At 43.6% G+C, this 22,616-nt stretch carries 16 protein-coding genes and 1 CRISPR repeat array; of the genes, 1 reads left to right on the plus strand and 15 read right to left on the minus strand.

Annotated elements, in window-relative coordinates; all coding sequences use genetic code 11:
• Positions 1-4: 4 nt before the first annotated feature.
• On the minus strand, positions 5-328 hold the full coding sequence (locus DW720_RS09985) for a pyridoxamine 5'-phosphate oxidase family protein (protein WP_270224132.1): 324 nt from the start codon (positions 326-328) through the stop codon (positions 5-7).
• 147 nt (positions 329-475) lie between these two features.
• The gene (locus DW720_RS09990; protein ID WP_107001083.1) at positions 476-1,789 is read right to left on the minus strand and encodes an ATP-binding protein; all 1,314 of its coding nucleotides are present in this window, start codon (positions 1,787-1,789) and stop codon (positions 476-478) included.
• 785 nt (positions 1,790-2,574) lie between these two features.
• Between DW720_RS09990 and DW720_RS09995 the strand changes: the two genes are divergently transcribed.
• Positions 2,575-2,865 carry a hypothetical protein gene (locus DW720_RS09995; protein ID WP_147355511.1) on the plus strand — a complete coding sequence of 97 codons (291 nt, stop codon included), beginning with the start codon at positions 2,575-2,577 and terminating at the stop codon, positions 2,863-2,865.
• Between the two features lie 10 nt (positions 2,866-2,875).
• Here DW720_RS09995 and DW720_RS10000 read toward each other — a convergent pair whose 3' ends face one another.
• The 13 genes from DW720_RS10000 to DW720_RS10060 form a co-directional block, all read right to left on the minus strand.
• Positions 2,876-4,585, minus strand: a complete 1,710-nt coding sequence (locus DW720_RS10000; protein WP_118743155.1) for an acyl-CoA dehydratase activase — start codon at positions 4,583-4,585, stop codon at positions 2,876-2,878.
• Positions 4,582-5,862 carry a 2-hydroxyacyl-CoA dehydratase family protein gene (locus tag DW720_RS10005; protein ID WP_118684663.1) on the minus strand — a complete coding sequence of 427 codons (1,281 nt, stop codon included), beginning with the start codon at positions 5,860-5,862 and terminating at the stop codon, positions 4,582-4,584. The genes DW720_RS10000 and DW720_RS10005 overlap by 4 nt, the downstream gene beginning before the upstream one ends.
• Positions 5,863-6,132: 270 nt before the next feature.
• Positions 6,133-6,678 carry a Uma2 family endonuclease gene (locus tag DW720_RS10010; protein ID WP_118743154.1) on the minus strand — a complete coding sequence of 182 codons (546 nt, stop codon included), beginning with the start codon at positions 6,676-6,678 and terminating at the stop codon, positions 6,133-6,135.
• Between the two features lie 129 nt (positions 6,679-6,807).
• A CRISPR array of direct repeats spans positions 6,808-8,026; the repeat unit is 36 nt; unit sequence GTTTTAGATCCTTACAAACTTACATGGTTCTCAAAC.
• Positions 8,027-8,122: 96 nt separating this feature from the next.
• Positions 8,123-8,791, minus strand: a complete 669-nt coding sequence (csn2, locus tag DW720_RS10015) for a type II-A CRISPR-associated protein Csn2 (protein WP_118743153.1) — start codon at positions 8,789-8,791, stop codon at positions 8,123-8,125.
• Positions 8,788-9,093: a CRISPR-associated endonuclease Cas2 gene (cas2, locus tag DW720_RS10020; RefSeq protein WP_118684667.1), complete on the minus strand. Its 306-nt coding sequence runs from the start codon at positions 9,091-9,093 to the stop codon at positions 8,788-8,790. The genes csn2 and cas2 overlap by 4 nt, the downstream gene beginning before the upstream one ends.
• 4 nt (positions 9,094-9,097) lie before the next feature.
• On the minus strand, positions 9,098-9,970 hold the full coding sequence (gene cas1 / locus DW720_RS10025; protein ID WP_118743152.1) for a type II CRISPR-associated endonuclease Cas1: 873 nt from the start codon (positions 9,968-9,970) through the stop codon (positions 9,098-9,100).
• Positions 9,967-14,076: a type II CRISPR RNA-guided endonuclease Cas9 gene (cas9, locus tag DW720_RS10030; RefSeq protein ID WP_243023777.1), complete on the minus strand. Its 4,110-nt coding sequence runs from the start codon at positions 14,074-14,076 to the stop codon at positions 9,967-9,969. Before cas9 ends, cas1 begins: the two co-directional genes overlap by 4 nt.
• A gap of 473 nt (positions 14,077-14,549) precedes the next feature.
• The gene (locus DW720_RS10035; RefSeq protein ID WP_118684671.1) at positions 14,550-14,768 is read right to left on the minus strand and encodes a hypothetical protein; all 219 of its coding nucleotides are present in this window, start codon (positions 14,766-14,768) and stop codon (positions 14,550-14,552) included.
• 74 nt (positions 14,769-14,842) lie between these two features.
• Positions 14,843-16,675: an ATP-dependent helicase gene (locus DW720_RS10040; protein ID WP_118743151.1), complete on the minus strand. Its 1,833-nt coding sequence runs from the start codon at positions 16,673-16,675 to the stop codon at positions 14,843-14,845.
• Positions 16,676-16,956: 281 nt separating this feature from the next.
• A complete protein-coding gene (gene gltX, locus DW720_RS10045) occupies positions 16,957-18,414 on the minus strand; it encodes a glutamate--tRNA ligase (RefSeq protein WP_118743178.1) in 1,458 nt (485 codons plus the stop codon).
• Between the two features lie 162 nt (positions 18,415-18,576).
• Positions 18,577-19,932 (minus strand): magnesium transporter, encoded by a 1,356-nt coding sequence (gene mgtE, locus DW720_RS10050; RefSeq protein WP_118467208.1) that lies wholly within the window; start codon positions 19,930-19,932, stop codon positions 18,577-18,579.
• A 371-nt stretch (positions 19,933-20,303) separates the two neighbouring features.
• On the minus strand, positions 20,304-21,413 hold the full coding sequence (locus DW720_RS10055; protein ID WP_118743150.1) for an ABC transporter permease: 1,110 nt from the start codon (positions 21,411-21,413) through the stop codon (positions 20,304-20,306).
• 3 nt (positions 21,414-21,416) lie between these two features.
• The gene (locus tag DW720_RS10060) at positions 21,417-22,610 is read right to left on the minus strand and encodes an ABC transporter permease (RefSeq protein WP_118743149.1); all 1,194 of its coding nucleotides are present in this window, start codon (positions 22,608-22,610) and stop codon (positions 21,417-21,419) included.
• Between the last annotated feature and the right edge of the window lie 6 nt (positions 22,611-22,616).

The following is a 22,616-nucleotide window of genomic DNA, read 5'->3' on the forward strand; positions in this document are numbered from 1 at the left end:
CAGATCAGACCGCATTATTATACGGTATTTCCCGCGTTTCCGCAACAGATTCTTTCCCGAAAGAAATTTTTCGAACTCCTATCATCGAACTTTTTATCAAGTTTTCCGAATATTCATCAAATTCAGGAATCTCAAATAACATCGGCTCGATGAGCTTTGCCGTTCCCATGACCAGTACGCTTTTCAGCGCACCAAAGTCCGGGGGCTTTTCAAAGACAGCAAGACTGACATTTTTATTCCTCTCAAGTCCTATGAACTTCTCGCCGCCTTCTGTAAAAATCCAAAACTGGCCATCGTGATAGCTATATTCCAAGAGAGTACATCGCACATAGTCACCGATTCCGGCAGCTAATGCACATACTACATTGCCGTGAGGGGACCCAGAACCTCCATTTCATTAGTTCGCTTAGCGCGAACTTCTGTATTGTCTGATTCAGAACAAAAAATACCCCGTTGGTTTTGAGGTAAATTGTTATCAGCTTACCACATATATTGTTCTTTTCAAATATTCCGCAAGCATATATAACGGAACATTTGTCAGCCAGTCTTCCTGCTTATAATTTGACATACTGCTACGAATCGCCATGCCCGGCTTATATTTATCGCAAAATGCCCTCAAACTCCTGGCACGGAGATTCTGTTCTGCCTTCACCTCAATCGGAACGCAGTCTAAATCTCCCTGCAACATAAAATCTATCTCTCCAGTTGATCGTGCTGTTGCAAAATAATAAAGCGGATATCCTGCAGCGTGCAACTCCTGTGCAACATACTGTTCCGTAAGTGCCCCCTTGAATTCTTCAAAGATCCGGCTTCCCTCCAATAGAAGTCTTGCTGATAGTCCGGCCTTTGCTGTTAACAATCCCACATCGAACATGAACATTTTAAAACTGTTCATTTCCATGTACGCAATCAGTGGAATATCTGGCTTTGATACTCTATAGCTTTTCAGGATTAACCCTGCATCTTCCAACCACTGAATTGCAAGTTCAAAATCTTTTGCCCGTGCACCCTCTCGTAGTGCTCCATACATAAACTTACGATTTTCCTTAGCCAATTGGGAAGGAATCGAATTCCAGACCATCATGATGCGCGGAACAACTTCCTTTGGCGCATGTTTGCTAAAATCCTCTTCATAGTACTGCAGAAGATTGTTTTGGATCTCACGTACCTCAAATAGATCATCGGAATCAATATATGTCTGGACTACTTCTGGCATTCCGCCCACATAATAATACTTTTTTAACAAATCCGTATATTTCCCGGCATATGCATTGATCAGTTCATAATCTTGGGACCTCAACGCTTCATGCAACCCCTTTTCACCAACTGCCAAAATGAATTCATTGAAGCTCATAGGGCATAATTTTAAAAAATCAACTTTCCCAACAGGAAAGGATGTTCCCTGATGTAATGCAACACCGAGCAGGGAACCAGCTGCAATGATAGAATACTGCGGTGCATTCTCATAGAAATATTTTAAAGATGCCAGCGCCTTTGGTGCTTCCTGGATCTCATCAAAAATAATCAATGTATTTTCAGCCTGAAAACTCTTTCCGTACTCAATTTTGATTGCAGAAAGGATCCGCTTTAAGTCAAAGTCTAGGTCAAATACATCCTTCATTGCTTTATTATTATCAAAATTGATATAGACTGTATTTTCATAGAACCTGGCTCCAAATTCCTTCATAATCCAGGTTTTTCCGACCTGGCGCGCTCCTTGTATGATCAGCGGCTTTCTGTTCTTTTTATTCATCCATCGTTCCAGTTTCGTAAACAGCTCTCTTTCCATTAAGAAACCTCCTGCGCAACATATACATCCAAAAGCATCTGTATTCTATCTTAACACTTTTCAGGGCATATTTCCATTGCTAAACAGCATTTTTGCGGACATTATTTTATTATAAATCACATTTTTTCGATTAATATTATTATAATTCCAACATTTTTTCGGACATATTCATTCTTCCAGAAGCGCCCATTTGACGGCCTCCAGATAGACCGAAAGCGTTTCTTCTTTTTCGTGTTCCAGAAAATGGGGGAAGGTTCCGCTTGGAATACAGTTGATTTTTATAGCCATATGTAAAGTCTTTTTGTATTGCAAAAAGCTATATCATAGATATAAGGATTCCAATCAGTAATGCTTCCCGCACCGTCCAAAGACATCAAAAATGAGGTGTCCTATACAGCCTGATTGGGTAAAAAAATACCCCGTTGGCTTCCCAACGAGGCATCGAAGATTATAATGTTTTAATTTGATTTCTGATTTCAGAATGTAGATGCATTCTTGGATTTTTATTCACTTTACAGTCCAATCATATAAAATTATCCCTGGTATCACTCCAGGAATCACTGAATCAGAAACAGGCAGAATACACAGAAGATGAATTATTCTTCCATACAGAAAATAAAAATGGTCGTATTTTTCTCGAGACGACACCGGAAGAATATCTGATTCTAAGCGATCCGATTCATACAGATGACCATCAGAAAATCATCCAGGCTCTTTGCCGCCACATCGGTTACTGCAATGCCCACGCTCTAAATGCCGGTCATCCTTATGGTGCCATGCTTGATGTGGCAGATTTACGAAAAAATCATCTGGATACCTATGCTTATTTTTTCACAAAAGTTATAACAAAACCGAAAAATCACCCCTATCACTTAAAACCGGCCGGAACCTACGTGGTTGCTTACTTAATGGGAAATTACTATGACTCGAAAGCCACCTACGAAAAACTCTTTGATTGGACCGATGAACACAAGTTTAAAACCGGCAAATACTCTTATAAAGAGGCTGTGATCGACGAATTGGCCACAGCCTCTCCCAGTGAATATCTGACGAAAATATCGATACAAGTGTTTTAACCCTGCCGCTTCATCGCGTTTCCTCCGCACTGCCTTTACATTTCTCATAAGCAAATAGCGCCGCTCCCAGCGCACCGCAGAGCTGCGCCTCATCACAGATATAAAGTTTAGCACCAAGCTTCTCTTCCAATGCCTGGATGATACCCTGGTTCTTCGCCACACCGCCGGTCATCATATATTCGCCTGGATGATCCTTTCCAAGGCGGGCTGCCAACGCGCCGACTTTTGAGGCAACTGACACATTTAAACCGTGGATAATATCTGCCACATCCTTATTCTGTGCCACCAGCGACACGACCTCCGACTCTGCAAACACCGTACACATGCTGGAAATCACGATATTATGCTTCCATTCCAGCCCTTTCACACTCATTTCCTCCAGGGAAAGTCCCAGCGTTTTCGCCATCATTTCCAGAAAACGTCCCGTTCCGGCGGCACATTTGTCATTCATCAGGAAATTTTTCACGGCTCCCTGTCCGTCGATGCTGATCGCCTTGATATCCTGCCCGCCAATGTCGATGATAGTGCGGACATTCGGATTCAGATAATTTGCGCCCTTGGCATGACAGGTAATCTCCGTGATGCTGTCATCCCCGCTGTCAATGTAGGATCGTCCATATCCGGTCGTATCGATCCGCACGATCTCCTCTTTCTTAATTCCCGCTTTCTCAATCGCCAGATCCAGACTCTTCTCGGCGCTCATCATCGCACCGCCGCCGGTCGGAATAATCATCGTCGATTTAATTTTTCCATCCTGATCCAGTATGACCACATCCGTACTTGTCGAACCGCTGTCGATTCCCGCTACATAAAAAATGCCCGACTCCATCTTCTTTCTTGCCTCCTCACTGATACCTTTTCCCGGATCCATATCCTCTGATCCCTCGATCGTCTCCTCAAATGCCTGAATGCGCGTCAAAAGCTGCCCCGCGCTCTGGCTCGTAAAATCAGTCTCAATCTTAAGGAGCGGAACCTTGATATCCCGCTTGATACTCGCATACTCAAATCCATAATAATCACAGAACTTGATCGTGTGATAAATAATTCCTTTTAAATTCGGATCCAGATACAGACGGTTTCTGCGGATCGAACGGTTCATGCGGAAACACGGCATCTGTCCCAGCAGGACGTCCGCGTAAGAAAGAAACAGCTCCTCTTCCTCCATATTCCACATTTCATCCTGTACGACCGACAGTTTCCGACCACCCGTACAGGTCAGATTTTCCACATCCATCTGGATATTGTCCCGGATCATATCCTCCAGAATGCCGCTGACCCGCACGCCCAGCACACCAATGTACGGCTCCGTGTTCATTTCCGGCGTAATAAAGGACTTGATAAAAGCGCGTTTATCAAACACTTTCCCGGAATATGCCTCATATGCCTTTTTAAGCTTCCGGATCGTGCCCGCAAATTTCACTTTTTCACATTCATTATCATCATGCGGCAGATCCAGCATATATAAAAACTTACATTTTCCCGTGCTCTCCACGATATCGTAAACGCGCCGCATCGAATCGCAGCAGTTTACCAGCACCAGCTGTTCAACCTTTCCTTCCAGCACTGCCTGAATGACCGATTTTCCAAAGCCGCACAGATTTGCATGTGCAATCTGATCCGACTGTTCGAAATTTTCCGGCATTTCCTCCAAAACATAACATTCTTCTCCAAACCCCCGGAACAGCTCAATCGGGGTGTACTTACAGACGTAATAAATCATGCGTGTTTCTCCTCCTTGCCCTTTTCCAGCATTTCCACAAACGCCTGAAGCCGCGTCGATACCTGACCGTCGCTTGTATTGGCAGGGTTGCAGCCGTCACCGTCGAGAATCATCGTCGGAAGTCCTGTCTTTTCTAAGGACTGCTTAATCAGGCTGGATGCACCGATCGTTCCCTTACAGCCCCAGTGGGCAAATAAAACAGCACCATCCGCTTCCGTGATCCTGGCAAGCCGTTCCGCTTCCTCAACTCTCTGTTTCACACTGCCATTGTAAATGCAATAGACCATTTTCTCTGCCATCGCCTCATACGGGTCTTCCGCATGCATCTCCTGAAAACCATCTGCGATGAAATCACAAGCGCGGATGTGCATTTTCTTACTATAATTAAAAATATCCTTAACCGGCTCCTGTAAAAATGGCATGATGTGCATCCAGATTACCGAAAGACCATCTCCCCTCGGTGACATCCGCACATCGCGCAGAAGTTTTTCCGTATAGGTAACCGCCGTCTCTGAGCCAGCCATCAGATGGCACATAAAAAGCGCATACAATTCATTCGTCAGAGAGGTCACCGGGTCATGCGCACACCGCAGGGCAAGCTGTTTTTTATAATTCGCCGCCGCTTTCCGGCTGTTATCTACCGCACTCCGCACTGTTTCCTCCGAAATCCGTCTGTCCGTCGTCTCCTCCAGAAACCGTTTCAATTTCCGCAGCTGATCCGCCACATACAGAACCGATTCCCGGTTTTTCTCATACGGAACATCAATATAAAAGCCTGGACATTCAAATTTATCCTTTAAATACGGAAACGTCATCATATTTCCATCACACGCAAGGTTCGTATAAATCATGCAGTTCGGTTTTGGCAGAATCCCCGTCAGCGCCGCCCCCAGAAACACCCTGTGGTACGAACACATCGTCTCCGGAAATCCTTCTTCCTCCGTTTTCCGAAGAAACGTCTGCTCACACTTCGTTCCCGCCATAAAACAGGACATCGCCTCCACTGAGTACGGCGTCAGCCCTGCCGCCATCACCAGCTCTCCCGGCACAAATATGCTGACCATCGCCGCATTCTCCGGTTCCGACAGCGACTGAATGATATTTTTCATAACCACCCGCGCCACATACTGTCCCGACGACGGCAGTCCCCGATCCGGCAAAAACTGAAGCTTCTTTTCCTGCAGGCGGTATCCCGCAAGAAGCAGCCGACGCGCTTTTTCCGGATCCTTAAGCGCCTGGCTGCTCACCCTATTTCCAAATTTTTCAATTACATCCATTGTTCTTTCTTCCATTCTTTTAAGTTCATTTTTCTGTCATATCGCCCTGATGCAGATGGATATGGTTCCGCGCCTTTGCAGACAAACGGGCATTCTTTATTATAGTCAGTTGGATGGGAATTGTAAATATATCGGATATGAAACGCGAAACAGAGGGGGGAAGAACTTTACGCCTTTTCAAAAAGAATGGGCTTTCACTTAGCAAAATATATTTGCTAATGTGACAAGCCCATTCTTATTCTTTAAAATCTACCATTTATTCTATTCTTGTTAACTCTCATCGATTACAGAGAAATCAATCTTTAAATTTTCATAAATGCACGCTGACACAATATCGGAAAACGTATATTCACCCATGTCATTCTGTTCGAAATTATATACCATAATCCGGTTTTTACTTTTATCTACAATCCAATACTCCTTTACACCTGCCGCCCTGTATTTAAACAGCTTAATCATATAATCGATTCGCTGACTTCCCGGTGTAACCACTTCAATAATCCAATCAGGTGCTCCCAGACACCCCCTATCATTTAACTTGGACGAATCACATATCACACTGATATCCGGTTCCACATAGGTTCGATCATCCTGATTTAAAAAGACAGCAAACGGCGCCACATAAGTTTTGCAGGAACCATTTTCCTTCTTGATATAATCCCTTATAACCCCAAACAGTTCTCCCACTATCTCCTGATGCACCCGGCTGGGCGACGCCCTCATATAAAGAGAACCATCAATTAATTCGGCGCGTGCGCCTTCGGGAAGATTGTATATATCTTCTATGGTATAAGATTTTTGGTTGGCTAATGGCATTGTTTTCCTCCTGGATTTATCCTCATAAGGAGAATGATACTATCATTTTTCAGGCATTTAATCGCCCTATGATTGGACATTGCACATATCTTTTTTATGACTTAGAATCTCTACTATATTCTTAAAAATGCTTTCGATTTTCACGAACTTACATGGTTCTCAAACAATCCAACGATAAACGCTAAACATTCCATAGTTTTAGATCCTTACAAACTTACATGGTTCTCAAACTCTGGTATCTGGTAATGATTCATCATTGATGTTTTAGATCCTTACAAACTTACATGGTTCTCAAACCAAAGGCTGTAGGACTGTCTAGGAGTGCTCGTTTTAGATCCTTACAAACTTACATGGTTCTCAAACAAAGATTCTGCGTATTTTCCTAACTTTATCGTTTTAGATCCTTACAAACTTACATGGTTCTCAAACACCCCAAACCTTTGTAACAATCCCAGCAAAGTTTTAGATCCTTACAAACTTACATGGTTCTCAAACTTATGTTGCGTGATTGGCTAAGTGCTAAAAGTTTTAGATCCTTACAAACTTACATGGTTCTCAAACTTCTTACTTGTAGAGCTATTGTAGAAAATGTTTTAGATCCTTACAAACTTACATGGTTCTCAAACTTACGTCGGTGGCGTAGCCGCCGTTTTTAAGTTTTAGATCCTTACAAACTTACATGGTTCTCAAACACGATACATGACGCCTTCGTCGAATTCCTCGTTTTAGATCCTTACAAACTTACATGGTTCTCAAACGTGCTGTGTATTATTATCTTGTGTATTTTGGTTTTAGATCCTTACAAACTTACATGGTTCTCAAACTAGCTAATGATGTTTTAGTAGTAAAAGAAGTTTTAGATCCTTACAAACTTACATGGTTCTCAAACAATTTACATCTACATGGCAAGTAAAATCAGTTTTAGATCCTTACAAACTTACATGGTTCTCAAACAAGTGGCGGGAAAGTGACGAAAAAGAGTTAGTTTTAGATCCTTACAAACTTACATGGTTCTCAAACCTATACTTTGCTATACTCTGCAATCGACAGTTTTAGATCCTTACAAACTTACATGGTTCTCAAACTACCGTCTTACCTTTTTTATTCCGAACGAGTTTTAGATCCTTACAAACTTACATGGTTCTCAAACTGCAAGGACAGGTTTATTCAGCAAAAGCATGTTTTAGATCCTTACAAACTTACATGGTTCTCAAACGTGCTGGGTGACATATTAATCCCCCTATGGGTTTTAGATCCTTACAAACTTACATGGTTCTCAAACCACTTGTAGGAGGACTGTTTGATTCGGCAGGTTTTAGATCCTTACAAACTTACATGGTTCTCAAACCTCAAATTTAAAAATTTTACGGTTCTCACCGAACTTTTACATACTGACATATGCTGTAAGCCTATATTTCTAATACCACGTTGTATATTTTACCACTTAAAACTCAATCAGGCAATCCTGCTCATCCAATATATGATAATCTTCACAGTTCAACCGTTCTTTTTGTGAAGATTCTACTAACAAAACATTTATTTTATAATAAAATACTGTTTTATACAGTTCCTTCACCTGGGTACTGCTCAAATAATCTTTTAGATTAACCAATACAACCAGTCTAATATTCCTCAAAAGCGCCAATATTTTCAAATACTCTGTCAATTTTTCCAACAATGAACTGAACTTATCTTCCAATTTAACATCATATATTTTAAATAATTCCACCTCGTTCAAATCTGTTACAAATTGAATTGCATACGGCAACTTTTGACTAATATCATTCAAATAACGCACTGTTTCCGTATTCAGCATACTCTTTGAAAGAAAGTATTCTTCCTGTGAAATCATATGCATTTCCTGATAAAGTTTATTTAAATTTTTCCGATTATTTATCTCAAATGAAAATGGATTTACTACAATTTCTGTACACTTATCTAAATTCATTTCCTTTTGATCTGCTAGTAGAAACTGCCCTTCTTCCCCAGAAATCTGAGCAAACAATTCCCCCACCAGTTCCGCAAATGTTTCTGCACGCTCCAGAACCAATACCTGTACTTTATTTTCATGAAAATCAATTTTCAACTGATACGGCGCATGAACTAACTTCATAAAATTATCAGCCTTTCATCACCATCTAATACTTCTGATTTCGATTCACCTACGATATACTCCATTTTGGAATATTGCTTTTCTGTCACTTTCAACATTTGAACCAATCCAGCTTGTGGTTTGTTTTTCTTTATATTTTCTACAATGCCATCTGCAACCACTGAATTCTGTGCAATTTTACAGTATACAGATTCCTGAAGCATGAGGAATCCATTTAAAATCAAAAATTTCCGAAATTTCCGATATTCTCTTCGATCTGTATCTGTAATAACCGGAAGATCAAACATCACTAAAATTCTCATATACCTATAACTCATTTGTATAAAACCGAATCAAAGAAACATCTTGTTCCTCTAATGCATCAAATATACTGCGGCAATATATTTTAACCGCTTGGCTAACTAATTCTCTTTTTTTATTAATAACAACTTCCTGATTACAGATATTCACTAATTCCATCTTCTGTTCATGTTCAAATACGTCTAATTTCATTCGATATACTTTCCGGTCAATCAAAATTCGAAACGGCTCCATTAAGTCAGAAGCCAGATTAAACGGATTGAACATATTATCATGAAATAAACCTAATTGTGTCAAATACCCATTTGACACAATTTCCCGATTAAACAGGGATAGAATAATACTATATCCATAATTCAATGCTGCATTGATATTGTTTTCTGCCGTTCTGGTAAAATTTTTTCCGAAAACAGCATTAAAATATACTTTTGCAGCATGACCCTCTCTATTTGTTGTATCACCAAATGTTATCTCATTCAGATAACTATAAAGCAGCTCACTTTCTTTCCGCCTTAACTCCTGTAAAAATTCTGCCTGCTTATGTATCTTTTCATATACAATTTCAGTCCATATAGTGGTTTTCCTTTCATCCGTCCAACTCATCTGCTTCTTTATCTTTGCACTAGAATTATGTGCCCCATAATAAGGAATTAACTCTGAAATTGGATTCCGTTTTTCATCACAAAATATCACTTTAATTTTATGCTTTACCAATTCGGATAATAACGCTGCTGTAATCGATACAGATGTTGACTCAACCATCAGCATTCCAATTTCTCCCAAATGAATTTTTGTTGTAACATCCTTTCGTACTACCATGTAGCCAAGCTGGTAATCCAGCTTGGCATTGGATGATATTACAACAGTACGCCAACTCATATTTTTAGTAAATCAATCTCTTGTTGGAATAAACCTGTTGGAGATTGACTTATTAGCACTAATTCACTTGCTCCCATAATTTTCTTGTTCATAGCCACTTTTCCTGCCTGTGAACTACCTCCTAATTCTCTCAAATCAATAATATCTCCTGTCCTAAAATATTCTACTAGTGCCTTCAATATTCTACACTGCTTTTCCAATGATAATGTTAAAAATTCATTTCTTTTTCCAATAATAGAATTTTTCATTGCACCACTTTGATTCTGATAAATTGAATTCTGATATTTTATAATAAATTTATCATACATTGCATTGTTTCTAGTTTTTGTCAAAATCACATTTTTATTTTTGTCCACTTCTTCATAATATGTTTTTTCTATAGCTTTTTCTATCTTTTTTATATAACATGTTTCTTCTTCTGAATATGCCATCTGTGTCGCATTTTTCAATACAATCTGTTCCACTGATTTTCCTCCGAGATAATAGTAATACCCATTATATCGCACTAACGACTCTCTCGGAATAAACTTCTTACAAATGCGAAGTTCTATTATTTCTTTTCCCTTATTTTCCTCTATCAGCACCTTTTCAAAATATTTCAAAATCGCCTCATTTGTCAATTCAGACACTCGTCCCAAGTAAATTGGAATCGCCTCAAGACTTCTTATTTTTTTACCTTTTACATCATATTCCAGCAAAGTGTACCCCGAAGCTGATACAGATGTCAAACCGCCATATTTTGTAACATCCAAAAGTCTTGCATCATTCATCTTAACCGGAATATATCCGCTGCCAGCAGCTTTGTTTTTATTCCAGATAGTTGCTTTCCTGGTTATTCCTCCATGTGCCTCCGCACACCTCTTAGTAACTAATGGTGTATTTTTTGCCAATATAGCCTTTACAATTTTAATACTACCTGCTTCTTTATCGGAACTTGCTATCCATGCCGTTTCATTTCCTCTTTTTACTGTCCAATCGAACATCCGGTTCATATTGTATTTATTTTCTGCATTCTGCGGATTCTTTTCTGCTTCCCGAATAAAATTCAACGGATTTTTCGTAAATTTCACATGATACGTATTTCCAACCACTATATTTAAGTATGCGTCATGTGCATGATGAAAATCATTTATACTGCGAACCTTATACAATCCATATATATGTCTGAACTCCGACACATTCGACGCTTTTGAAAATATGATATCCACATCTGGAAAAGCTTGTCCCAATATCTCTGTAATACTCTTTGTTCCCTGTCTTGTTTCCACCAATTGCCGATTGATAAAACCTGCTTTTTCCTCTTCCGAAAAGCCATACCTCCTCGTTAAACGCATATACTTTTCTTCTGATATAAAACCTCTTTCTTTCAGTTCTTTCCAGAACGGACTCATCTTTTTCTGAATATCCACCTCAATCGGAAATACATCACTTTTATGTGCATTTTTTTCCTTCTTTACCAGCACCAGATTCTGCTCTAAACTATCATCCTTCACAAAATGTCTCGGATAAATATGATCGATATCATATAAATTATCATTCATCAAATCTTCAAATCGAATAGACTCGCCCGTATACATACAGCGCCCCTTCTGCAGGTAATACAAATATAATTTTTTACTGCGGAATGCCTGCTCTGTTTTTTCATCAATCTCTTTTTTCCAGTCTATCTCCTCTTTTTTAATTGCTTTATAAAGATTCTGCAATTTCTGCTTTCGTGATTCTGTTCTCCTTCCTTTCTCCGCATCTTCGCGTGCCATCTCCACAAAAATACGTCGTGGAGCACATCCCAGCACCTTTTCAAGCTCTTTTACAATTAACAAAGTCTGCCATACCATGCGCTTAACCGGTGCTGACAGATACATTCCTTCCAAATCTTCAATCGTCCATTCAGAAAGGCTCTTCTCACACTCAAGCGTTTTTTCTCGTACTTCTTCGCTATATGTATATCGTTCACTTAAAAGCCCCATCAAATTTTCATTTGTCTCCCATAATGAACGAATCAATGTCCGAATCTCCCCTTCTTCTCTAGAAGCCCCCTCCAGTAACAGGAATTCTTTAGAAAGTCGTCCCCATCCTTCAAATTTCATACCAGTAATACGACGAATCTGCTCTTTTGACAATCTATCTCCATAAACTTCACTTAACCGTTCGCGAAGGAATTTTTTATCCTGTCCATATACTGTCCCCCAAAATATAATTTTTTCCATCATATTCTGGTTTTTACCATAATGGGCTTCTTCTCCCAAAATTCCTATAAATTTTCCTAAAGAGGACAAATAACTATGGAAACCACCATCTATTCCTGTAACTGCGTCCTTTTCGTCTTTTTCAAGCAGGCCGTTCAACTTCAGATAGTTTTCCAACTGCTTCATCGATACTTTTTTCCCAGTATGTTCAAAGACATCCTGATATATCTGCTGTTTTAATTCTACCGATATTTTTTCTCCTCTAATTTTTAAATTGTTTAATTCATTCAATACCTGAAATTTTTCATACAACAATGATTGTTTTGGCAATGCCTGCTCATCAGATAAATACGTGCAATGTTTTACCATTCTTTCTATAAAATGTTCTGCACTTGCCTTTAAATCAACCTTTTGTTCAAAATTCCATGGATACACAGTACCTTTTTCTTTTCGCTCTACCCAGCCATGTGCACATTCCTTTCCTAAATGTTGCTGCCCAAGAGGACCAACATAGTACGGGATCGTAAATGTAAACAGAGCTATTATTTTTTCTGATACACTTAATCCTGTTTCATCTCTTTCACTTAAAAATGGAAGGTATTTTTCTGCATTTTTCAAAATGACCTTCATTTCTTTTGCATGTACCTGATTTGGAATCACTCCATTAGAAGCTGTCAGTTGTTTTTGGAGAAGTGTATCCGAATCTATCTTACCCAAAAATTCCTGTACTGTAGCATCATCCTCTGGAAACCCTGTTAAAATTTTCTTTATATTTTTTAACAATTCTTCTCTGGAAGTTTTTACTGTCCTTCTCTCTATTTTACCGAAACTATTTACACTTCCAACATAGGCACTATAAGTACCATTCTTCATGATTCGAAACATTTCATCATATGCCTTATGGTCATATTGTTTAAAGACGGCTTTCAGTTTAGCCAAATCCTTTCGATGCTCTTCATAGACAGCCACCCGCGCTTCTGACAAATATGAATATCCTTTCATAATCTCCGCCAGCAAGCCAAAATCATGCATTTCTTTTGCTGTCAATATAAGTTCAAATGCATCATCCCCTATCATATTACGGACTTCCTCTGCCATTTCTTCATAATTGGACGTTCGAAATGAAAGAGAGATTTTTTTGTGTTCTTCATCAATCTTCTGCCCAAAAAGGTCTATCATTTTAGTATCAAGTCCACATATCATCTGCATGAGGCTATAAACTGGTTTATTCTTTTTATTAATCCCCATTATTTCAGATATATGTTCCAATGTTGCCTTTCTAGAGCATCCACGTGCTCCAAGTATCTGTTCTAATTTCTTTAAATCCACCGTTTCTGGAAGTTTGATTCCCTCTCCATCCGCACATACAGCTAATCTTTGATACATATCAAAAAACGATTCTAATGATTCCGAGGTTCCCAACGTTTTATTTAAAAAATGGCCTCTATGTTTAAACATATTTAACAGCGCCAGATAAATAAGACGAACATCATGAGGTTGATCTGACATGATCAGTTCTTTTCTCAGATGAAAAATTGTCTGATATTGGCTAAAATACTCTTTGTCCGTGTAATCTTTATCAGCAAATATCGCATACTTCTGTTTATTATTTTCCTGTCTATCATCAAGATAATATTTACTGTCGTCCAGGCGTGCAAAAAAATTAGCATCAACTTTTGCAATTTCATCGGCAAATAATTCTTTTAAAATTCCAATTCTAGCTACTTCCCGCTGACGTCTTCTTCGGTTAATCCTATATGCCCGCCGTTCTTCAGCTGTATTAGCACGTTCGAACAAACGAACTCCCCACAAATCTTTTCCCTTCGCCCGCATCAAACGATATTCTTTATCTGTTACAGCCCATCCGACTGAATTGGTTCCCATGTCAAGACCTAAATAGTATTCCATTTTCTCTTTCATGTACTTTATTTCCTTCTCTATACCCTTGATCTTTTTTATCCTTTATGTTACCATAAGTTTACAAACTTACATGGTGAGTGCAAATAAGGATTATCCGAAATTGTATGCCCGCATTGTGCGGCAATAAAAAGGCTCGAAAGAGTCTTTTTATTTTTGTAAAACCATCAAAGCAACAATCTTCCGTCAATATTTTCATATTTTATATATTCAATGTTACCATATGCTATATCAATATTTCAAGCTGCATTTGTAAAAAATGTCAATTCAATTAATTTCTAATGTATTTTATTTGTTGCTTTTCACTCTTTCGGCACCGCACAACTCCTCACTTCCTCATACCACTCCGAAAACTCTTCCACCAGAATATCGCAAAAATCCGCTTCTACACATATGCATGAATTTTTTCTCCACACATAGTACAAAAACGGATTCATTTTCACTCTTTTTCATTTATATCTTGTATCATTCGACGTTTACAGCAAAAGTTTCGCCACCAGCCACACTCCAGCAATTCCCAACAGCACCACTGAAAATACCGCCGACAATCCAAACACCAGCGTTCCTACTGCCAATGAAAGGATAAATCCTGCCAGGCTCAGAACAGCACCAAGTAGTCTTCCACACATGCCCAAGAGCAAGCCAACGCCCTTAAAAACAACTGCTAAAAATATAATTGCAAACAAAATCGGCATACAAACACCTCCTATCTATTTTCTTTTTTCCATACGTTATGCTTCATGATAAATGCGTCCACCCGATATCTTCTCTACGACTCCCGCCCCAGATACTCCCACACAAACCGCGATACTTCCGCCTTTTTATGGTACCGCTCCCGCACCGCATACACATGCAGCCGGGTCTTTGCACGCGTCATTGCCACATAGAACAGACGTCGTTCTTCCTCCATATCCTCATCCAGCATCGCGCGGCTGTGCGGCGTGATGCCCTCATTGGCATCGAGAATATAGACAATGGGAAATTCCAGCCCCTTGGCGCTGTGCATCGTCGCGAGTGTGATCGCATCCGTCTCCGTCCGCCGCTGCGCCGCCTGCCGGAGCAGTTCCTCCTTGTACGCGTCGATGTGTGTAAACCACTCGTCAAAGGTCTTGAAACCCGCCGCACTTTCTTTTAATTCGTCGGCAGTCTCTAAAAGTTCCTCCGGCCGCATCCGCCGGAATGCCGCATACTCGATCAGATATTCGTCGTATCCCATGCCCTGGCGGATATAATTGACGGCTGCCAGAGGTGACATCCGGGCGATGGCCCGCAGATCCCCTTCCAGACTCTCGATCCGCTCGGCAATCCAGTCTTTCTCCGCATAGAATACCTTCATCTTCTCGAACGAAACCGTCTCATCCGGCATCGCATCCCGGCTGATATACCGCTTCGGACGGTTGATGACCTGCAAAATATCTTCCCGCGCCCGGCTTCCCATGGCGATCCGGATATAGGTCAGGATATTTCGCGAAATCCAGTGTTCATAGAGGTTCGGCACCGTATCCCTTGTCCGGAAAGGAAGGTTGTATTCCATCAGCTTTTCCATCAGAAAACGAGGACCAGCATTGGTCCGGTATAAAACTGCGATATCCCCCGGCCGCACTCCCGACTGCAGATACAGCTGTATCTCCCTGACAATGGCCAGATTTTCTTCCCCCGGATCCTGCCAGAGCTTCGTGATCACGTTCTTCCCATGCCGTCCCGTTGTATGGATGGCCTTTGAAAAACGTTTCTGGTTTTCTCCGATCAGCCGCAATGCCGGTGCCACGATCTCCTCGGTACTGCGGTAATTCACATCCAGAAGAATCCGTCCGGCACCCGGATAATCCCGCTCAAACCCCAGCATAATCTCCGGTTTGGCCCCACGAAACCGGTAAATCGACTGATCATCATCGCCCACGATAAAAAGATTATCTTCCGGCTTGGCTAACATCCGCACGATCTCATATTGAAGCCGGTTGATGTCCTGAAACTCATCGATCAGGATGTACCGATACCTTCTCTGCCAGGCAGACAGGATATCTTTTCTTTCCGTAAAAAGTTCCAGACACAGCACCATCATGTCATCGAAATCGATGAGTCCGGCCCGGCTCATTTTCTCTTCATAGCCTGCATAGAGCTGACGGAAAACTGCATCCGGACAGTTTTTGGAATAGTAATGTTCCAGTGCAATCCTCTCTCCCTTGACAGAGCTTATCTCACTTAAAATGGAGGCTGCAAACTCATTTTCATCCTCCGGCTCCAGACCTCCGGCCTGAGCCAGCTCCCGGACAAACTGCATCTGCTGCTCTTCCCGGACAATATTGTCAGCAGTATATCGGTATGCCAGCTTTAAGATCCTAAAAAAGATCGAATGAAACGTGCCGAAGGTGACTCTGGATCCGCCGCCGGTCAATGCTTCATATCGCTCCCGCATCTCCTCGGCTGCTGCCCGGGTAAAGGTAATCACAAGAATATCCCCCGGATCGATTCCGTACTCCTTCGTCAGATACTGGACCCGATGGGTGATCACCGTTGTTTTCCCTGATCCCGGTCCCGCCAGAACCATCATGGGACCATCTTTATGCATGATTGCCTGTGTCTGTGCTTTACTGAATGCCATTTCCTGTTTCCTTACTCCACAATTCAAGAATATCTCGGCATATTTGCTTCGAAATTCGCATTTTGACGTGCAAGACATCCTTCTGCCGCGCATCTGAAGCAAATCTGTCAAGTACAAATGTAAGAAAAGTGCGCCTTGGAATGTATTTCTCACAAAGCGCACCTTTTCACTGCTTTTCATGCATCTACGATACATGAAAAAGCAGTTGTTTATTTACTACCTACTGATTTAATCTGCGAAGCCAAACTTGCTTCAAGTCGAACATCGACGGTTACGACAGCCTACTGCTGTGCCTCCAGAAGCTCAATTCCCTTCTTGATACGGCTGATCGACTCTTCCTTGCCAAGCACTTCCATAATCTCGGTCGCGCCTGCCGGCGTCATCTGCTTGCCGGATACAGCGGTACGGATCGGCCACATTACGAAGCCGGTCTTAACGCCCTCTTTGGATACATACTCGGACAACGCCGCGTACAGGGCGTCGTTGGAGTAGTCTTCCTGTGCTTCCAGAATCGGCAGAACATCTTTTAATACCTTTAAGGATGTCTCCAGATTGGTCTTCATCTTCTTGTGAACATACATCTGCGGATCGTACTCCGGCAGTGTCTCGAAGAAATCGATGTGTCCCTCAATATCCGGGAAAATCTCGATTCTCGTCTTAACCATCGCCGCGATCTTCTTCAGATCCAGATCCTTGGTGATTACTTTTTTGATGTACGGCTCTGCCATTTCATAGAACTTATCAAAATCCATCGCCTTGATGTATTCGCCGTTCATCCATTTCAGTTTTACCATATCGAAAACAGCCGGAGATTTGCTGATATTCTTGTAGTTGAACTCTTTTACCAGCTCGTCTAAGGAGAAAATCTCCTGATTATTTTCCGGTGACCAGCCAAGCAGGGCAACGAAGTTGACAACTGCCTCGGAAACGAAGCCCTGATCGATGAGATCCTGATAGGAAGAATGACCGCTTCGCTTGCTCAGCTTCTTGTGCTCCTCGTTCGTGATGGTCGGGCAGTGCACATAAACCGGAACCTCCCATCCGAATGCGTCGTACAGACGATTGTACTTCGGTGAAGAAGACAGGTACTCGTTACCGCGGACTACATGGGTGATCTGCTGTAAATGATCGTCCACCACATTTGCGAAATTGTAGGTCGGGAATCCATCCGATTTGATTAAAACCATATCATCCAGCTCGGAGTTATCTACGGAAATATCCCCGTAAATCTCATCGTGGAAGGTAGTCTTTCCCTCGGTCGGATTGTTCTGACGGATGACAAACGGCTTTCCTGCCTTTAAGTTTGCCTCTACCTCTTCCTTGGAAAGGTGCAGGCAGTGCTTATCATAGGTCATGATCTCTTCGCCGTTTACTTCTCTCTTTAAGCTGTTTAAGCGTTCCTGATCGCAGAAACAGTAATAAGCTTCGCCTTTATCGATCAGCTTCTTCGCATATTCCATGTAGATGCCCTGTTTCTGACGGTCGCTCTGTACATACGGGCCAACCGGACCTCCGATGTCCGGACCTTCGTCATGCTTCAGTCCGGTATCGCGCATCGTATTGTAAATGATCTCGGTCGCGCCTTCAACGAAACGCTCCTGATCGGTATCCTCGATTCGTAGGATAAAATCGCCGCCCTCATGTTTTGCAATCAGGTATGCGTATAATGCAGTTCTTAAGTTTCCTACATGCATTTTGCCTGTCGGGCTCGGTGCGTATCTGGTTCTGATCTTTGTCATACTTTTCACACGGCTGTCTGGAAGCTTATGTTCCAAACAGTTTTTCCTTTCCTAGAAATAATTAAAATATTGGAATTATAAAATAAAGTAACTGTTCCGTAAGTCTGCGCATTTACTGCGCTGACCGTACGAAAACATGGGCCAGCAGGCAGGTAATTTATATCACGCCTTCATATTCAGCAGATGGCACGCCAGCTGGAAATAAATCATCAGGCTGCACGCATCCACGATCGTCGTGATCATCGGCGACGCCATGATCGCCGGGTCGAGATGGATCGTCTTCGCCGCAATCGGAAGCACACATCCGATCGTCTTCGCGATGATAACCGTGCAGAACAGGCTGATAACTACCGTCAGGCAGATGAGTACCTGCCCCGGATACTGGATCATCAGGCGCACGAAATTGACAAGCGCCAGAGAAAGTCCACAGAGCATTCCCACGCGGATTTCTTTCCACATAACTTTCAGAATATCCGCCGGTTCTACCTCGCCGACCGCCATACCACGGATGATCATCGTGCTCGCCTGGCTGCCGGAGTTTCCGCCCGTATCCATCAGCATCGGAATAAACGTAACCAAAAGCGGAATTACCGAAAAGGCATTCTCATATTTTAACAAAATACCGCCGGTCACCATACTGCTCAACATCAGGATCATCAGCCACGGAATACGATTTCTCGCAAGCTGGAACACGCCCGTCTTCAGGTACGGCTTCTCACTCGGCAGCATCGCCGCCATCTTCTCGAAGTCCTCCGTCGCCTCCTGCTCCATGACATCCATGACATCATCGACCGTGATGATGCCGACCAGACGGTCTTCGCCGTCCACAACCGGTAAACTCAAGAGGTTGTACTCATTGAACGTCTCCACGACCTTTTCCTGGTCTTCCGTCGTATACGCCTTGATCACATGCGGATCCATGATATCGCCCATGAGCGCCGCATAATCATTCATCAGAAGATCCTTGACCGTCACAACGCCCTCTAAGCGGCGTTTTTCATCCATGACGTAGCAGGTGTAAATCGTCTCCTTGTCCACACCATATTTCCGGATATAATCAAATGCCTGCTCCACCGTCATATTTTTCTTGAGTCCCACGTACTCCGCCGTCATGACGCTTCCGGCGCTGTTTTCCGGGTAATTGAGGAACTGGTTGATCAGTTTTCTCGTATCCGGGCTGGAGTTCTGAAGTACGCGCCGCACGATCGTCGCCGGCAGCTCCTCCAGCATATCGACCGCATCATCGACATACAGGTCGTCAATGATGGCACGCAGCTCATTATCCGTAATACTGGTAATGATATGCTGCTGCTGTTCGACTTCCAGACAGGCAAATACCTCCGATGCCAGCTCTTTCGGCAGCATACGGAATACAACGACCGTCTTCTCTGAATCCAATTCTTCGATAAATGAGGCAATATCCACCTCATTCATCTCGACCAGCTGGCTTTTCAGCTCCCGGTACTTCTTCCCGGACAGCAGAGCCAGCAGCTCTTCTTTCTTCTCTTCTTCTAACATTCCCGTCTCCTTCCAAAATATTGTCATTTTGGAAATCGGACAGGCTGCTCCCTTCCTGCTCCTGCACACAGGCAGAATGCCGGAAACTTATCCACAGATGCGGCAGTGTACACAAGGAATCCGCTGTTTGCAGCTGTCATTCCTGCAAATGCATGTGTACGCTGCCTTCGGTTCTGGGTAGCTGCCGTCTGATTCCGCCTTATGACTCCGGCTTTCCATTGTGTTCACTCCTCTCCTGATTTTCTCGCATGAAAACATCCGGCAGATTGATGCTCGATACCGGATGTCTCTTTTTATTATAATAATTGAATGAAAAAATAGCAATCTTTTTATCGAAGTTATCCAAAAAAACGTTGTAAAAAAGTAATTGTTCACGGGTAGGCACTTTTGGAACCGAAAATGCCGCTCAGATACCACCACGGCGGCAGCAGCTTTCGCACACCCGCGGCTCCCGGCAAAAAGAGCGAAGCGTCAAAAAAGATCGGACAGAGCAGGAGGCTCGCAAGGATAAACACCGGAATCAGCGCCGCCAGAAATCCCGGCTTCCGGCAGACTGCCAGGCATCCAAAGGCATACATGGTCACGAAGAAGAGATAAAAAAGCAGCTTTCCCGCCTCTAAAAGCGGCTCTGCCCCATTTCCCGACGCCAGAAGCGCCGCATAGGCCGAAATGGATGCTAAAAAGACAAACGCCGCGATCTCCGCCGTCTGCAGCAGCCACCGCTCCCGGCTCCGAACCGCCGCATAAAGCCCACGCTCTGCATCCTCGCCCGCCATGACAGCTGCCGCCAGCCCCATGATAAAAAGGAAAACCGCCGTCAGCCCGCGCACTGGAAAGACCACCTTCATCGCCCCTGTCTGCAGTGCCGTTCCTCCCTGTAAGGTCTGATAATCAAAGGTAAAGGTGCTTCCGTTGCTGCGGTATTTTTCATAAAGTTCCATCAGCACGCCGCACGCCTTTTCCCGCGCCTCCGTCGTCTGGCAGCGCGCCATCACCGTCTGGAATGCCGCTCCATTTTTCCCATAGTCCGCCAGCAGTTCCCGCCCATACACCTCGAACAGTTCAGAAAATATCTTTTCTGATATAATTTTCTCTGCCACTGTGGACGGCGACACCAGCACGCGGACCGCACGGGTATAATGCCCCTCGTCCAGCCGTTCTTTTAATCCCTCTGGAAACAGGTAGGCGCACTCCGCCCGTCCGGTCATAACCGCCTCCTTTGCCTCTTCCTCCGTCCCGCACGGATAAAAGAAAAATGAACGGCTCTCTTCCGATTCCAGTCTTTCTGCAAGCGCCTGATTCCACGCATCCGTTCCCGGGCAGAGCGCCACCGCGATCCGCCCGGAATCCCGTTTTTCCACCTGATGGAGCGCGCCCATTCCCAATGGAAAGATCAGAAGAAACAGGAGGAACACCGGGCGGTAAAGAGCCCGCCGCAGCGTCATTCCAAACATACAGAACCACCACGCCAGCTTCCGCATCCGTCAATCCCTCCTTTTTCCGGCGGCAAGCGCCAGTGCAAAGCATGCCAATGCCGCCGCAGCCAGTTTCCACAGCACCGGAACCGCCCCTGTCTCCTCGCCCGAAGCAATAAAGCGGATTCCATCCATCCAGAGCACCGTCACCGTCATATTTCCGACTTTCTGAACCAGCTCCGGCAGAAAGACGGACGGGATGATGCCGCCCGCCAGAAAGAGAAATACCACATTAACCGCAAACAACGTCAAAATCGCCGCTGCCGAACTTCTGCACACCTCATAAAACAGCAGAATCCACGCCGAAACTGCCGCGCAGGTCAGCCCCCACGCCGCCAGTTCTTCCCGCCCCGCCAGCGCATATCCCTTCTGCACCGCCCAGCCATAGCCGCCCGCCGTGACTGCCATCAGAAGAAGCGTCATGCACAAGCATTTGCAGAAAAGCGGATACCACCGCCGGATCCCGATACGCCGAAGCCCCTGTTCCAGCGCCTCCGTCTGGGGCGCCAGAAACGGCGCTGCCGGGATTCCGGTAAGAATCATCAGAAATACAATCCCCGAAATTCCATAAAAGACCGCCGTCGATACATCCCCCGCCGCGCTGACCGTTTTCTTCCGGAAAAGTGCCTCCCGGTTCATCGCATATTTTAAAAAGATACGGTTCAAATCCTGTTCAGACACCGGAATCTGTTCCGGCACTCCCTGGATATTTAAACATTCATTTGCCGCGTAGATCGCCGCCTGCGAAGTGCCAAGCATCGAACTGCCCGACTCTGCCAGCTCCCTGAAAACGGTGCCTTCCAGCCCGCTCTCATCCGGAAACCAGATCGTGGCGGGCTGGTTCGTACCGTCCAAAATGCCGCGCGCCATGCCGGACGGCACCTCGAAAACCGCCTGAAGCTCCCCGCTTTTCATCTTTTGGAACGCTTCATCGTGTTCCAGATATGAAAAGTCGCAGAGACTTTCCACGCTGTCCAGCGAGGCAATCATTTTGGTTATCTTTTCCGAAAGCGCATCGTCCTCCGGAAGCACCACGCCCACCTCGATTTTCTTTAATGAAGTTTCCCCATATAAAACCTTAGATGCCGAAAACGCCGCCATGCCGACGAGCAGCACCATCACCGCCAGCCCTGCCAGAAAATACGGCAGCTGGCGGAGCAGGCGCTTTCCGGTCAGCAGCAGATATATCATATATGTTCGCATTTTCCG

This window comes from Clostridium sp. AM27-28 (assembly GCF_003480955.1).
Classification (GTDB): domain Bacteria; phylum Bacillota; class Clostridia; order Lachnospirales; family Lachnospiraceae; genus Otoolea; species Otoolea fessa.